Here is a 15,506-nt window from a genome sequence, read left to right on the forward strand (position 1 = left end):
GTCAGCGCCTCCGTGCCAGGCGCGGATCGAGAATATCGCGCAGACTGTCGCCCAAAAGATTGAGCGCGAGAATGGTGGACATCAGCGCCAGGCCGGGAAACAGCACGATCCAGGGTGCCTGGGCGATGTAGTTTCGGGCCTCGGTCAGCGCATTGCCCCAACTCAATTCCTTGGGGCCGATGCCCACGCCGATAAAGCTCAGGCCGGCCTCGCCAAGAACAGCGGCAGAAAAGATGAAAGAGGCCTGCACCAGTATGGGGGAGCTGACGGCGGGCAGGATGTAGCGGGTGAAAAGGCGCAATGTGGGCACACCCACGGCGCGCGCGGCCTCGATCATCTGCAATTCACGCACCACCAGCACCTGTCCGCGCACGATGCGCAGTGAGGGGGCGATGAGAACGATGGAGAGCGCGGTGATGACGGTGGTCATGGACGGTCCCATGATGCCGGCGGCGGCGGTGGCGAGGACAATGCCGGGAAAGGCCATGAGGCCATCGACAAGGCGCATCAGCACCACGTCGATCTGACGATAGAAGCCAGAAATGGCCCCGAGAACCACGGCAATGGACATGGAGATGAGCGTCACCACCAGCCCCACGAAAAGCGAGGTGCGGCCGCCATGCAGCACCATCTTGAACATGTCGCGCCCGAGATTGTCGGTGCCGAACAGATGTTCGGCGCCGGGCGGGATGAAGCGGTCGGCAGGGCTGACCCTGAGCGGATTGCCCGGCGCCAGGAGCGGTGCAAGCACCGCGCTGAGCGCCAGGACAGTCAGCATGATGATCGACGCCATGGCCGTCGGATTGGCCAGAAGCCGCTGCCAGACCGACTTGTTGGTGGTGACGAAGGCCTCTTCGTCACCACCGGACAGGCGGTCGGGAGATGTCGCCTGGTTGAGCGTCATTGATCAACTCTGCGGGGGTGGGGCGACATTGTAGAAGTCGCCGGAGCGCGAAGGAATGCGGGCCGGGTTACCGACGCCGACGCGAATGCCGTACATGTTCGACTCGGTCCCGTATTTGATGAATGGGAACTGATCATAGGCCAGCTCGTGGATCTTCTCGAAGATGGCCTTGCGGGCATCGGGATCAATCGTGGTGGCGATTTCCTGCATCAGCGCCATCTTTTCCGGATCTTCCCAGAAGCCGGGATAGCTGGCGTTGAGATAGGCGATCGAGGTCGGATCGACATAGGTCGGCAGGAAGCTCGAGAAGGCGTCCATCTGGGCGGCATCGGCACGGGCCTGAATGTAGTTGGCCATGGGCGATTCCACGATTTCGACGTTGATGCCGTATTCCTCGAGCTGCTGGGATGCGGTGATCGCGGTGAGGAAATGCTTCTGGTACTGCTCGGAGGCCACCAGCCAGCGGATCGACTCGCCATTGTAGTCGGATGCAGCCAGGTATTCCCTGACCTTGTCCGGATTGGGCGTCCCGAAGCCTTCGGGAACACCGGCGGTGGTGTACCAGAACGAATTGGGATCGGGGATCCAGCTCGGGTCCAGGGTGTAGAATTCGGGATTGCCCACCGAGGCGAGCATGATCGGCTCCATTTCCAGCGCGTGATAGATGGCGCGGCGCAGATTGACGTCGGCAATGACCCCTTCCCTGGTGTTGAACACCACGGTCAGGGACTGGTTGTTAGGCACGACCACGGCCTCGGTATTGGGGTCGTTCTGCAGGGCATCGTAGAAGTCGCTCGGCAGCTCGTTGGCGATATCGATTTCGCCGGTGATCAGCGAGTCACGACGCACAGAGGCTTCCGGCATCAGGCGGAAGATGATCTGGTCGGCATAGGCATGCTTCATGCCCGAGGCACTGGAGCTTGGTTCGCTGCGGGCTGCGTATTCGTCCCAGCGGGTCATGGTAACGCCCTGGTCCGGCTGGTATTCGCTCAGCACATAGGGGCCGGTGCAGTCGAGGCCGCGGGTCGCCTCGGTCGGGGATGCGCCTTCGAGCGAGGACGTGGACATGATCACGGCCTGGGTGCCGGCCAGGAGACCGGGAATGATGGGCGAGGGCGAAGCCAGCTCGAACACCACCGTCTTGTCGTCCGGGGCAGTGATGGCAGTAACCGCACCCTTGAGCGCCGCACCGATGCCGGCCGCTTCGCGGAAACGCTCGAGCGAGGCCACCACATCGGCAGAGGTGAGGGCGGCGCCGGAATGGAACTTCAAGCCATCGCGCAAGGTGACGGTCAGGCTGGTGCCATCCTCGCTATAGGCAAAGCTTTCGGCCAGCATCGGCTGGGGCGTCCAGCTCTCATCGAGCGCGAACAGGCCCTCGCAGATCACGCCGGCCGTGGCCCAGTTGACGCCGAAGGTGGTGACCACCGGGTCGGGGGACGGCGCCATCTGCGAAATGGCGACACGCAGGGTGCCGCCCTGCGGATATTCCTGCGCCAGCACCGGTTGTGCGACGACCAGCGCCAGTGACGATCCGGCCAGCAAGGCCCCGCGCATGAGACTGTCCAGTTTCATTCCTATTCCTCCCTTTTGCCCTTAGCGGGCGGTTTGCAGAACAGACGGCGCCAACGGCGTTTCGCCTGGTTCGACGGGCACGGGGATCTCCATTCCCAGCACCAGATAGCTCAGGCACTTGCCGTGGGAATCCACGCCAAGGCTGGAATTGACACCGCCTTCGAGGGCATCCTCGATGACGAAATTGAGGGCTGCGAGCCGGGGCAGCTCATAGCGGGTCACCTTGGTGACGCCGCGATGGGCAAAGAGAGCCGCGACACGTTCTTCGGTCACTTCGGCCAGCAGCACCGGCCAGTGGCGGGGATCGTAGGCGATGACGTTGATATTGAGCCGGTTGCCCTTGTCGCCCGAGCGGCCATGGGCAATCTGGTGCAGGCTGACGATGCGGGCGGGGTCGTTCATGACTCGCCTCCGACAAAGTGGAAGCCCATATCCACCAGTTCGCGCGGCACCATGTGGGACAGGGTCCGCACGCGCGGCCGGACGCTTTGGCGCACGCCCCCGCCCCCGGCAGGCCCGCAGCAATAAAGGGCGTTGACCTCCTGAACGGCCTGTTCGACCTCGCGCTGCGACTTGCCGCCAAAGGCAAAGCGCACGCGATAATCCCCGCTCGGCGCGTCGTCGAAATCGGCCAGCAGATCGCCTTCGTCACTGTTGAAAACGCTCACGGCCCCGATGATGTCGGCGCGGTGACGGACCGGCAGGTCGCGGCGGCGCACGCGCTCATTGATGGTGGTGATGGCCAGCCGCGCCCGTGCCAGTGCATTGGGCCCGGCATAGGAAATTTCGGCTTCCCCCAGCCAATCGCCAAAAAAGCTCACCGTCGCCTTGAGCTGGCGCGGCGCCTGGTGGCCCTGCGCGCCGGTAACCAGCACGCGATCCGGCCCAACCTGGCTGAGTTCGACATTGGTGATGTCTAGGGTCACATCCGGGGTGAGATAGGCGGCGGGATCGTGGATCTCGTAGAGCAATTGCTCCTTGACGGTCCGCAGGTCGACCAGCCCGCCCGTCCCCGGCGCCTTGGTGATGAAAAAGCTGCCATCGGCGTCCACTTCGGCGATAGGGAAGCCGATATCGGCCGTTCCGGGAACATCCTTGAAGCCGGGATCGGCAAAAAAACCACCCGATACCTGGGAGCCGCATTCGAGCAGGTGCCCGACCAGCGTGCCCGCCGCAATTCGATCCAGATCGTCCCAAGACCAGTTGAAATGGGCCACCAGAGGTCCAAGGGCCAAAGCGGGATCGGCGACGCGCCCGGTCACGACGACCTGGGCGCCAGCCCGGATGGCATCGGCGATGGCGGCGGCACCCAGATAGGCATTGACGGCAATGACGGCGCCATCCAGGTCCGGCAGTCGTCCGTCGCCGTCCCAGCGCTCGGTCTGGGCCAGGTCCACCCGGCCCACCAGGTCGTCGCCCGTGACGATGGCGATCCGCAAGGGTCCCACGCCCAGCCGCCTGGCGAGGTCCTGGATGGCCCGCGCCGCCGCCGGCGGATTGGCCTGACCGAAATTGCCGACGATGACGATGCCTGCTGCGACACAGCGGGCGAGGATGGGTTCAAGCAGATCGTCCAGCAGCGGCTCGAAGCCGCGCTGCGGGTTTTCCCGCTTGGCGATCTGCCCCAGCGCCAGGGTGCGCTCGCCCAGGGTCTCGAAGATAACGGCACCGCCCTCGCCGGCAGCGGCGATTGCCGCCACCACCGATTGCGGGGCGTCGATGCGGTCGCCCGAAAAGCCAGCGCCACTGCCAATGCGAAACACGTTGACCCTCCCTGATCGCCATTATCATCGGAATGATTATCGATAATGTCAACGATGATTGTCTGGCTGTGGAGAATTGGTTAGGTTGGCAGGGTCTGGAGCACGGATTCGAGGACCGCATGCGGGTTGCCAAGCCACTGACGGAACAGGCCAAAAGCTGGGATTCTGTGTATCGCGACCTGCAGCGGCAGATCATTGCGGGCCAGTTGCGTCCCCGCGAGCGCCTGGTGGAGGACGAGATCATCGATCGCACCGGCGCCACCCGCCATGCGGTGCGGCGGGCCTTTGACGAGCTGGAACGGGTTGGCCTGGTGGTGCGGCAGCCCAACAAGGGCGTCCAGGTGCGCGACTATTCCATCACCGAGGTGGAAGAGCTCTACGAAATCCGTGAGTGCCTGGAGACGAGGGCCGCGACGCATTTCGACCGCCCCGCCGGACCCGAACTGGTGGCCCAGCTAACCGACATTGCCACGCGCCACCGCGAGGCCTCACGCAGCCAGCGCTATGCCGAGGTCTTTTCACTCAACAATGATTTCCACGAAGTGCTGTATCGCGCCGCCGGCAACCAGCAGCTGGCCGACGCGATTCTACACTACACCTTCGCCACCCACCCCATCCGCACCCGCGCGTTTCCGAGCGAGGAACTGCGTGAGATCGCCATCGGCCAGCATTTCGACATGATCGACACCATCGCCCGGGGTGCGCCGGAGGAGCTGGCCGACATCATCCGCCGGCATATCCAGGGTCCGAAGGAATTCTATCTCAAGGCCACCTATATCCAGGGTGCGATATAGCCTCCGGCTACACGGGTGTCGGGCTTGGAAAGCGCTACGTGGCTCCGTCCATGGCCACCATGATCTTGGTGTAGCTGCCGGGCGCCCGGTCCCACTTCTCCAGGGCCGCGGGCGCCTCATGCAACGGCACGGTGGCGCTGATAATGAGATCGCCGGCATCCGGACTCGATTTCAGCCATTCGATGACATGGTCGAAATCGGAACGCAGCGCATTGCGCGAGCCCCTGATGTCAATCTCCTTGGTGATGAACTGCTTGGTGTCATAGGCAATCGGCTGCTTGGCATAGCCGATATAGACCACCCGGCCGCACTGGCCCACGATATCGACCGCCAAGAGGAACGTCGTCGGCGCGCCGACAGCCTCGATGACGACGTCCGGGCCATCGGGGACCAGTTCGGCAATCCTCTTCGCCACGTCGTTGCCGCCCGGGACAACATGGGTGGCGCCCAGCTTCCCGGCAATGTCGAGTTTCTGGGGGCTGAGGTCGACGGCGATCACCGTTGCTCCCTGCCGCAGGCACCCCATCAGCGCTCCGAGGCCGATCATGCCGCATCCGAGCACAACGACGGTTTCGTCCCGCGAGACCCCTGCCCTTTGCACGGCGTGAAAGCCCACCGAACAAGGCTCCACCAGCGCGGCATCGCGCAGGCTGAGGCCGGACGTGGCGATCACCTTGTCGCGCGGCACGACCACCCGCCCGGTCATGGCGCCTTCGCGCTGCACGCCCATGGTCTGGTTATTGACGCAGGCATTGGGGCGGCCCGCCCGACAGGCACGGCAATCTCCGCAGTTAAAATAGGGCAACACGGTCGCCGTCGCGCCCAGCGCCAGGTCGTCGACGCCATCGCCCAAGGCGGCGACCGTGCCGGCGATTTCGTGACCGGGCACCCTTGGATAGCTCACCAGCGGGTTGAGGCCCCGAAAGGAGGTGAGGTCAGAGCCGCAATAGCCGACATAGGTGATGTCGAGGGCCACCTCGCCCGGCCCGGGCTCCGGCACGCCGATATCGACAAGAGAAATGGCATTGGGGCCAGTGATGCAAACCGCTTTCATTGGTCGTCACTTTCCAGAATTGTCGTGGTGCCGGCAGCAAGGCCGGACGTGATCACGTTCGCACAGACAATGCTGCCGGCATAGCCGGTTGGTGCGGTTGCGACCATGACGGGCCAAGGCGCAATATGGTCTGTCCCGGTGACGTCTGCTTTCACCCGGGGGCCACAGTCTCCTTGCCAAGGGCATCGAGCGCCCGCGTCGCGCGCCGCTTCTGGCGATAGCGGTTGAACTGCTGGTCGGCGAGCACACCCGCCAGGATGACGCCGCCCATGACCGCGAAATTGAGCGATGAAGGAATGCCGAGCAGGTTCACCAGGTTCTGCAATTGCTGCAACAGCACTGCCCCCAGGATCACCCCGACTATTGAGCCCTCGCCGCCGCGCAGGGAGAAGCCGCCCAGCACCGCCGCGGCAATGGCGTAGAGTTCGTAGAAATTGCCATGCGAGGATGGCTGCACCGACCGGGTGAACATGGCGAAATAGATTGCCGCGATCGAGGTCAGCACGGCACAGATGACATAGGCCGAGGTGATCACCAGACCGGTCCGCACGCCGGAATAGCGGGCCGCGTCCTCATTCTTGCCCACGGCCTGAAGGTGACGACCATAGACGGAGCGATGCAGGACGAACCAGCAGATCACCCCGATGATGATCATGGCATAGAAGGAATGCGGGATCCCGAAGGAGCGCCCGATGGTCAGCCATTCCAGTTCGGGATAGCTGGCGCCGAACGGGAAGCCTGCCGTTGCTTCCCCGGTATAGCCGCGCGCCACGCCGCGATAAATCAGAAGGCCGCAGAGCGTGACCACGAAAGGTTGCATCTTGAGCCTGGTGATGAGCAGGCCATGCGCCAGCCCCATCAGCGTGCCCACCAAGACGGTGATGGCCATGGCCAGCGGCCAGGGCACGCCGAACCGGCCGACCAGATCCACGAAGATCACCCCCAACAGGGCGATCATCGAACCCACCGAGAGATCGATGCCCCCGGTCATGATGACGAAGCCCTGGCCGATGGCGAAGAGCCCGAACAGGCCGATCAGGTTCGCGGTATTGCCCAGATTGATGGGCGAGAGGAAGAGCGGGTTGCGCATATAGACGATCGCGCCCACCACGATGATCAGGACCGCCAGTCCCATGTCTTTTTTCTGCATTGCACTGGTCCCTAATTGGCGCCGACGGCGAGCCTGAGCACATTGTGTTCGGAGAATTCGGCGCGCGGCAGCGATCCAGTGACCTGGCCCTCCCGCAGCACCACGATACGGTCGGAAACTCCGATGACTTCCTCCATATCGCTCGAAATCATCATCACCCCGACGCCGGCCTCGGCCAGCGCCCGCATGAGCTTGTAGATTTCCCATTTCGCGCCGACATCGATGCCGCGCGTCGGCTCGTCGAAGATGATGAGCCGGGGCTTCATGGAGAGCCACTTGCCCAGAACCACTTTCTGCTGGTTGCCGCCCGAGAGTTCCGCGGCATTGCGCAGGACATCGGCCGCCCTGATGTCGAGCTTCCGGCGCTGGGTCTCGGCCCGCTCCTCGACCAAGGCGTGCGAGACGAGGCCGTTGAGGCTCACCGCGCCCAGATCGGCCAGCGAAATATTCTCGCAGATCGAACTTTCAAGCACGAGCCCGGTGCGCTTGCGGTCCTCGGGCACCAGGTAGAGACCGGCCTGGATAGCTTCGCGTGGCGAGGCGGCACGGAACGGGTTTCCCGCCAGCACGACTTCGCCTTCCAGCACCGGCGCGATGCCGAATATGGCCTCGGCGAGTTCCGTGCGGCCCGCGCCGACCAGCCCGGCCACGCCCAGAATTTCACCCGATCGCAGTTCGAGATCGGCCCTGGCCCTGGGGTTGGCGCCGATCCGCACCCCCTTGAGCGACAGGATGATTTCGCCAGCCGGGTGGCTTGGAGGCATGTAGAGGGATTTGAGGTCGCGCCCGATCATCAGGCGAATCATGGCGTCGTGACTGATCCGGTCGCGGTCGAGTTCGCCCGCGACATGGCCATCGCGCAGGCCAAAGACGCGGTCAGCGCAATCCTCGACCTCGCCCAGGCGATGGGAAATGTAGATGACGGCAATGCCCTGCGCCTTGAGATCGGCAATGACCTTCATCAGGGTTCGCGTCTCGGAAAGCGTCAGGGAAGAGGTCGGCTCATCCATGATGACGACGCGGGCGTCGATGGAGAGCGCCTTGGCGATTTCGAGCAATTGCCGCTCGGCCAGCGACAGTTCGGCCACCGGTGTTTGGGGGCGGAACGTCGCCCCCACGCGCGCCAGCAGCGGGCGGGCAGCATCATGCATGGCCTTGAGGTCAAGGAGACGAAAGACGCCGGCCCGGAGCTCCCGGCCCAGGAACATGTTCGCCGCAACGTCGAGATTATCGAAGACGTTGAGTTCCTGGTGCACGAAGGCGATCCCTGCCGCCTGCGACTGGGTTACCGAAAGCTGGTCATGGGCCACATTGTCGATGATGATCCTGCCCGAGCTAGGAGCAATCACCCCGCCGAGCACCTTCATGAGCGTCGACTTGCCGGCGCCGTTCTCGCCGATCAGGGCCAGGACTTCGCCGGCCCTGACGGAGAGGGTGACGTTGGAGAGGGCCACCACGCCGGGGTAGACCTTGGAAATGTTCTCGAGCACCAGCAGGGGGTGCGGCATCGCGTCGTGGGACTTCATATTCAGGCAACCTGAAAAAGCGGCAACGGCACCCAGGTGCCGCTCAACATACTCTTGGCGTGACAGGCACGCACCGGGTCAAATCTCGACCCGGTGCGGCTGCGCTGGCTGGGAGGATTACCCGCCGATGCGCTCCTTGAGTTCGGCCTCGAAGGCATCGACATTGGACGCGTCGATGACTTTGGTCGGAACAATGATCAGGCCGTCGTCCGGCACGCCCGAAGTGTCACCCTCGAGATATTTGGCCATCAGGTGCATGCCCTGATAGCCCCACTGGTAGGGGTCCTGCACGACGGTGCCGGCAAAGCTGCCCTCGCGGACGGCACCCAGGGTGATCGGATCCTCGTCGAAGGCAATGACCGTAACCTCGCCCAGTTTGCCGGCGGCCTGCAGCGCTTCATAGATCTTGGGCGGGTTGTAGGAATAGAACCCGATCATGCAGTTGATATCCGGATTGGCCGCCAGCACGTCATCGACATTGGAGCGGGCACGAGCGAAGTCCACGTCGTCGCCACGCACATCGACCAGTTCAATGCCGCTGCCTTCGACCGCCTGGCGAAAGCCGGCAATGCGCTCGATGGCATTGTCGGCACCGAGGAAGCCGACAAAGCCCATGCACTTGGCCCCATCGGGCAAGGCGGCAACGGCGATCTCGCCGGCCTGGACGCCGGCCAGGGTATTGGACGAGCCCAGATAGGCAATGCGGTTGCTGTCGGGTGCGTCGCTGTCGGTGGTGAACAGCGGCACCTGTGCGGCGATGCGGTTGAAGGCGTCGACGGAGTTCTTCGGATCGGCCGAGGAAATCATGATGGCATCGGTGCCGGCGGCCACCAGATCGTCCATCAGAGCATTCTGCAGCGCAGCAGTACCCTGTGCGGGATAGCGGAACTGCAGATCATAGCCGGGCAGCTCGGCCTGTGCCTTGGCCACGCCGGCCTCGGCCAGCTTCCAGAAATCGGAAGCCGCATTGACCACGAAGGCCAGTTGCGGCTTGTCCTGTGCGACGGCGTGGCCGGCCAGAACGGCGGCCAGGGCGGCGACTGAAACGGCAAGTTTGAGTTTCATAATAATCCTCCCATACCGAGGGTGTGTCCTGCACCGCACCTCGGCCTTCCATGAATGTCCCGCTGCACTGCGTGCCGCGGAACGGTGATATCCCCGCCGGATCGGGCCTGTTCTCTGGCAGGTCCCTCGCCGGTCGGCGGATATGGCTTGATCGCGCGTCTATCCGGGGTACCAGATGATGCGCGGATCGTCGGGCGCACGGACATAGTCCCAGGCCCGGTCGACAAGGGTGTGCAGATCGACCCACGGCTTCCAGCCCAGCGTCAGGCGAGCCTTGGCGTTGTCGAGCCAATTGCTGTGAAAAGAGGTGCTGATCTCGGCGACCGGCAGGGCGCGGCTCGTGCGCAGGTAGTGCGCCACCTGGCCATAATCGACCGGCTCGTCCATCGCGATATTGAAGAGCTGCCCCGCGCTGGCGGGGTGATCGATCGCCACCAGGATGGCGGCAACCAGATCATCGACGTGAATGAAACTGCGCCTGAGGGGCGCGCCGCGTGCGTCGCGCAGCAGCGGTACGCTGGCCGAACGGGCGTGGCGGGCAATGGCCTCGGCGCTCAGAAGCTCGCTCCAGGGTGGGCCGCCGAACTGGTCGCTGAAGCTCAGCGCATAGCGGAAATCGTCCTTTTCCACGATCCATGGCGCGCGCAGGCAGCTGCCATTGATCCCGTACTGGATGCCATACTGCTCCAGCATGACCTCTTCGAGCACCTTGGTCAGCGCGTAGCAGCCCGGATAGGCGCGGCGCGGCGCGGTCTCGGTGATGGGCACTTCGTAATCCTGAAAGACATGTCCGACCGAACAATCGCCGCTCAGCAGCAGGAATTGCTGGGTGCCGGCCGTCGCCCGGAAGGCCTCGAGCAGGTTGAACATGCCCTTGACGCCGACATCCATGGCCAGGTCGGGGGATTCCTTGACCGCCGCCATATGCAGCACATGGGTCACCCCCTCCATGGCGGCGCGCATGGCCGCTGCATCGGAGAGCGAGGCGCGCACGATCTCGACCCTGGGGTGTTCGATTGTCCGGTTGTTGCAGATCGCCCGGATGGACCAGCCGGCGAACTTTTCCGCCGCGACAAAGGCGGGCAGGAAATTGGAGCCGACCTTTCCGGTGATGCCGGTGACCAGAAGCCTCACTTGCAGAAGTCCTTTTGAACGCTCTTCACACAAAAACATCGCGGACACGGCGCCGAGGCGCCATGTCCAGACGTGAGAAATCACTGGGCGCAGAAGCCCGGCTCTTCGCGAGTGCAGACATCGAGCCCGGTATAGATCGGGTCTTCCACCGTCTCGCCATTGATCAGCTGGATCATGACATCGGGTGAGCGCTGGCCCATTTCGAACGGCCGCTGGCCGATCTGGGCGTGGCTGCGACCTTCATTGAAGGCCTGGACCTGCGGCGGCAGGGTGTCGCCGGCCACGATGATCAGGTCATTGCTGTCGAGGCGATCCATGACCTGGTCGGTGACCTGGGCATAGGCCTGGGGTGCGAACTGCGCCCAGCCGCCGATCAGGATGAAGGCGTCCAGGTCCGGATTGGCGGTGAACACGTCCGCCATCTGCTGGTTGGCCAGGTCGATCTGGTCATTGGTGAAGACCGGGCAGCCTTCGATTTCGCTCCAGCCGCCCTCGCCGGCCAGGCGGTCGGTACCCTTGGCTCCGGCAATGGTGTCGCGGAAGCCGGCGGCGCGGGCATTGATATTGTCGGCCGCGACATTGCCCAGCTGCAGGCAGACAGAACCGCCCTCTGGTTTCAGGCGCTGGGCCTGCTCGGCCATCATCACGCCCATCAGGTAATTATCGGTGCCCAGGAACGTGGCGCGCAGTGACCGATCGGCTTCGGAAAGATCGGCGTCCACGGTCATCACCGGAACATCGGGGGCGATTTCGCGCAGGCGATTGGCCATGGCCGGCGCATTGGACGGGGAAATGGCGATCGCCGCCACGCCCCTGGTGATCAGGTCATCGACCAGCTGCACCTGGCCCGATTCGTCGGCGCTCGAAGCCGGTCCGGTATACAGGCACTCATACTCGGAATCGGGGTTATTCGCCGCCCAGTCCTGGCAGCCCAGGTTGATCTGCTCGAAGAACGGATTGTCCAGGCCCTTGACCACGATGGCCAGGGTCTTCTTGTCCTGCGCCTGGGCGCCCCCGGCAGCCAGCGCGAGAACCGCAACGGCAGCCGCAATGTGATTTACGTACCTCAAAGTGTCTACTCCTCCCGTGTGATTGAACCGACGAGCCGGGCTTTGGTCCCTGGTTCCCGTCGGCGATCGCCATGCCCGCTCATGCAAGCAAGCGCAACGAACCTCCCCTGCGGACCCGCCGAACGCATCGTCCGGGACCGCTTCACTGATCAATTTCCTGTGGACTGATCATATTATGTGATAATATAAGCGCACATCGACATTGATCGTCAAGCATGAAATGCAGCGCGTTTTACGTCGGCAAGACTGCGCAAAACGGCGTGGTTTGGGCTAGGATGCGCCGGCTCCTTTCTGGGAGGGAAGGGCCGGATTTACAAAAGCAGGCAGAAGGGGAGGCGCATGAGCGCGCTGCAATTAGCAAATATTACCAAGAGCTTCGGCGCCATCCATGCGCTCATGGATGTATCACTGACCATCGAGCCCGGAGAAGTCGTCGGGCTGATGGGAGACAATGGCGCGGGCAAGTCGACGCTGGTGAAAGTGATCGCGGGCAATTTCGCGCCCACCAGCGGCGAGCTTTTCCTGGACGGCAAGAAGGTGGAATTCCACAAGCCGCTCGACGCCCAGCGGGCCGGGATTGAGGTGGTCTATCAGGACCTGGCCATCTGCAACAATCTCTCGGCCGCTTCCAATGTGTTTCTCGGTCGCGAGATGACCCGGCAGATCGGCCCGATCAGGATCATCGACTATCAGGGCATGCGCATCCGGGCCGCAGAGCTTTTCGCGCGGCTGAAGTCCGAAACGCGACCACGCGACCTGGTCAAGCGCATGTCGGGCGGGCAGCGGCAGGCCGTGGCCATTGCCCGGACGCTGCTTTCCGATGCCAGCATCGTGCTGATGGACGAGCCGACCGCCGCCATTTCAGTGCGGCAGGTAGCCGAAGTGCTCAACCTGATCCGGCACCTGCGTGACCACGGCATCGCCGTGGTGCTGATCAGCCACCGCATGCCCGACGTGTTCCAGGTTGCCGACAAGATCGCCGTGTTGCGCCGCGGGCGCCTCGTGGCCAGCAAGCGCGCCGCCGATTCATCAGCCGAGGAGGTCACCGGCCTCATTACCGGCGCGATCGAGATGGCCTGAGCGGCCCCCGAGAGGAAGAGTATCATGTCCCAATCCAATTCCCTGACGGACGTCATCGACCAGTCCGAACACCGCAGCCTGATTTCGCGCCTAGCGAGCCATCAGATTTTCTGGGTCTTCATGGCCGCCGTATTGGCGTGCCTGGCGCTATCGCTGCTCACCGATACGTTCGCCACCGAGCGAAACCTGTTCAACGTGTCGCGCAATTTCGCCTTTGTTGGCATCATCGCCCTGGGCATGACCGCGGTCATTGCCTCGGGTGGCATCGACCTGTCCGTCGGCTCCACAGTGGTGCTCTCGGCCATGACGGTCGCCGTCCTGATGTCCTCGGGCATGCCAATCTGGGTGGGCATCCCCACGGCCCTCCTGGTCTCGGTGGCGGTCGGCGTGGTCAATGGCGTGCTGATCGCCTATGCGGGCATGCCGGCCTTTGTGGTGACCCTGGGCATGCTCTCGGTGGCCCGCTCGCTGGCCATGGTGCTCTCGAACAACAAAATGATCTATGAGTTCGGGCCGGACCACACCACCCTCCTGGGACTGGGCGGGGGATCAACATTCGGCCTGCCCAATCCGCTGATCATTCTCGCCGCGCTCGCGCTACTGACCGGGTTCCTGTTCAAATGGACGCGCTGGGGACAACACATCTTTGCCATGGGTGGCAATGAACAGGCCGCCAAGCTGACCGGCATTGCCGTCAAGCAGCTCAAGGTTTCGGTCTATGTGTTCTCGGCTGTCACGGCCGGCATTACCGGCGTGCTCGAAGTCGGCTGGCTGGGAGGGGTCACCACCAATCTCGGGCAGGCCATGGAACTCTCGGTCATTGCCGCCGCCGTCATTGGCGGCGCCAACCTGGCCGGCGGGGTGGGCACTGCCTTTGGGGCGGTCGTGGGGGCCCTGCTGATCGAGGTGATCCGCAACAGCCTGATCCTTTTGGGCATCAGCACCTTCTGGCAGGGCGCCTTTGTCGGCTCCTTCATCGTGATCGCCGTGGCGTTTGATCGGTTCCGCAATGCCCGCTCGTCCGACTGATTGACACAAGCCAATCGTGCGGCGCGGTGGCCCTGCTACTGCGCCGCCACCTGCTCGGCGTCCATGTCCGCACTCGGACGGGTCGAGCCCCGAACGATCAATTCACATTCCACCTTGATGCGCGTCGTGCGGGCATCGAGCCCGCCCGCGCTATCGAGCAGCAGTTCGGCGGCCGTCTGCCCCATTTCATATTGCGGCAGCACCAGCGTGGTCAGCGGCGGATGCAGGAAGCGGGCGATTTCCCGATCGTCGAACCCGATCACGGCCACATCCTCAGGGATCCTGCGGCCAAGCTGCTTAAGGGCCTCGATGCACCCCATGGCCATCAGGTCATTGGCACAGAAAATGGCATCGGGCGGCTGATCCATGGCCATGAGTTCCATCGTCATTTCGAAGCCTGACGATGGCTCCCAATTGCCCGGCTTGACCAAGGCCGGCTCAAACACCAGGTCATGGGTGGCCAGCGCCTGCTTGTAGCCCTTGAGCCGGTCGCGCGGATTATCCAGGCCCTGCTGTCCATTGATCATGCCGATGCGCCGGCGTCCCAGCCCGATCAGGTGATCGGTGGCCACCCTGCCCGCCAGGAGATCAGCCGGCAGCACCGCGGGCAGCGCACCTTCTTCATCATAGCAGTTCACCAGCACGGTCCGATGTGCCGCAAAGGCCGGCGGCAGCCCGACGGCGCGGGTGAGAATGGTGCCATAGACCACGCCCAGGAGAGACTGATCCCGCATGCCCAGGAGAATATTGGTTTCCATGTCCGCGTCGCCATGGCTGACGGCCATCAGCGCATTGACGCCAAATTCGAGGGCCTTGTCGCGCACGCCCTCGAAGGCCAGCGACATCCAGGGATCGGTCGAGGCCTCGTCGGCAATGAACAGGATGGTCGATTTGCCCGCGCTTGCCGTCCTGGGGCCGCGGCGCACGAATTTGTAGTTCAGCCGCTCGGCGGCCTCGGTGACGCGCCGGCGTGTGGCATCGGTCAGCCGCGCCATCTTGCTGCCGCTCAGCACCAGGGAGACCGTTGCCTGGGACACGCCAGCTGCGGCGGCCACATCCATCATGGTGGGACGCGTGCCTGCAGCTTGTCGCTTTGATTTTACCATGGACCTGCTCGAACCTGCCGCTCGACTATTCTGATGAGCGTCTCGGTGAATAACTATAGCAAGCGAATCGAGGTGATGCCCAGTTCCGGCACGACCGCATCTTCCATCATCTCACTGTTTCCTAAAAAAAGGCCGACGTCGAGCGGTTAGCGAATAGATTGGGCTAGGACCAGGCAGGGCCCGTAGTCCGCACTTATTAGCGTCCCCATCAACCGCCAGCCCGGTTTTTGGCAACCAAGTGACAACCTAATAATTA

At 63.5% G+C, this 15,506-nt stretch carries 14 protein-coding genes; 3 read left to right on the forward strand and 11 right to left on the reverse strand.

Going from position 1 to position 15,506, the window contains the following annotated elements:
* Position 1: 1 nt before the first annotated feature.
* From ACXYMS_RS07695 to ACXYMS_RS07710, 4 genes are read right to left on the reverse strand one after another with little or no spacing between them, the layout of a single operon-like run.
* Positions 2-904, reverse strand: coding sequence for an ABC transporter permease (locus tag ACXYMS_RS07695; protein WP_458905164.1), 903 nt, complete (start codon positions 902-904; stop codon positions 2-4).
* A 3-nt stretch (positions 905-907) separates the two neighbouring features.
* Complete coding sequence (locus ACXYMS_RS07700; protein ID WP_458905166.1) at positions 908-2,479, reverse strand: ABC transporter substrate-binding protein; 1,572 nt, start codon at positions 2,477-2,479, stop codon at positions 908-910.
* A gap of 21 nt (positions 2,480-2,500) precedes the next feature.
* Entirely contained in the window at positions 2,501-2,881 is a 381-nt protein-coding gene (locus tag ACXYMS_RS07705) for an AtuA-related protein (protein WP_458905168.1), read from the reverse strand.
* On the reverse strand, positions 2,878-4,242 hold the full coding sequence (locus ACXYMS_RS07710) for an acyclic terpene utilization AtuA family protein (RefSeq protein ID WP_458905169.1): 1,365 nt from the start codon (positions 4,240-4,242) through the stop codon (positions 2,878-2,880). Before ACXYMS_RS07710 ends, ACXYMS_RS07705 begins: the two co-directional genes overlap by 4 nt.
* 119 nt (positions 4,243-4,361) lie before the next feature.
* Here ACXYMS_RS07710 and ACXYMS_RS07715 point away from each other — a divergent pair, with 119 nt between their 5' ends.
* A complete protein-coding gene (locus tag ACXYMS_RS07715; protein WP_458905171.1) occupies positions 4,362-5,036 on the forward strand; it encodes a GntR family transcriptional regulator in 675 nt (224 codons plus the stop codon).
* A gap of 34 nt (positions 5,037-5,070) precedes the next feature.
* Here ACXYMS_RS07715 and ACXYMS_RS07720 read toward each other — a convergent pair whose 3' ends face one another.
* The 6 genes from ACXYMS_RS07720 to ACXYMS_RS07745 form a co-directional block, all read right to left on the reverse strand.
* On the reverse strand, positions 5,071-6,090 hold the full coding sequence (locus ACXYMS_RS07720) for a zinc-binding alcohol dehydrogenase family protein (protein ID WP_458905173.1): 1,020 nt from the start codon (positions 6,088-6,090) through the stop codon (positions 5,071-5,073).
* A 151-nt stretch (positions 6,091-6,241) separates the two neighbouring features.
* Positions 6,242-7,240 carry an ABC transporter permease gene (locus tag ACXYMS_RS07725; protein WP_458905174.1) on the reverse strand — a complete coding sequence of 333 codons (999 nt, stop codon included), beginning with the start codon at positions 7,238-7,240 and terminating at the stop codon, positions 6,242-6,244.
* 11 nt (positions 7,241-7,251) lie between these two features.
* On the reverse strand, positions 7,252-8,748 hold the full coding sequence (locus ACXYMS_RS07730; RefSeq protein WP_458905932.1) for a sugar ABC transporter ATP-binding protein: 1,497 nt from the start codon (positions 8,746-8,748) through the stop codon (positions 7,252-7,254).
* A 135-nt stretch (positions 8,749-8,883) separates the two neighbouring features.
* Positions 8,884-9,831, reverse strand: a complete 948-nt coding sequence (locus tag ACXYMS_RS07735) for a sugar-binding protein (RefSeq protein ID WP_458905175.1) — start codon at positions 9,829-9,831, stop codon at positions 8,884-8,886.
* A 159-nt stretch (positions 9,832-9,990) separates the two neighbouring features.
* Complete coding sequence (locus ACXYMS_RS07740) at positions 9,991-10,965, reverse strand: NAD-dependent epimerase/dehydratase family protein (protein ID WP_458905176.1); 975 nt, start codon at positions 10,963-10,965, stop codon at positions 9,991-9,993.
* Between the two features lie 80 nt (positions 10,966-11,045).
* The gene (locus ACXYMS_RS07745) at positions 11,046-12,035 is read right to left on the reverse strand and encodes a sugar-binding protein (protein ID WP_458905178.1); all 990 of its coding nucleotides are present in this window, start codon (positions 12,033-12,035) and stop codon (positions 11,046-11,048) included.
* 339 nt (positions 12,036-12,374) lie between these two features.
* Here ACXYMS_RS07745 and ACXYMS_RS07750 point away from each other — a divergent pair, with 339 nt between their 5' ends.
* Positions 12,375-13,115, forward strand: coding sequence for an ATP-binding cassette domain-containing protein (locus ACXYMS_RS07750; protein ID WP_458905180.1), 741 nt, complete (start codon positions 12,375-12,377; stop codon positions 13,113-13,115).
* Positions 13,116-13,139: 24 nt separating this feature from the next.
* On the forward strand, positions 13,140-14,144 hold the full coding sequence (locus ACXYMS_RS07755; RefSeq protein WP_458905181.1) for an ABC transporter permease: 1,005 nt from the start codon (positions 13,140-13,142) through the stop codon (positions 14,142-14,144).
* A 35-nt stretch (positions 14,145-14,179) separates the two neighbouring features.
* Here the strand turns inward: ACXYMS_RS07755 and ACXYMS_RS07760 are convergent, their stop codons facing one another.
* Positions 14,180-15,250, reverse strand: a complete 1,071-nt coding sequence (locus ACXYMS_RS07760) for a LacI family DNA-binding transcriptional regulator (protein ID WP_458905183.1) — start codon at positions 15,248-15,250, stop codon at positions 14,180-14,182.
* Positions 15,251-15,506: the final 256 nt, after the last annotated feature.

It is taken from the genome of Devosia sp. CAU 1758 (genome assembly GCF_054482695.1).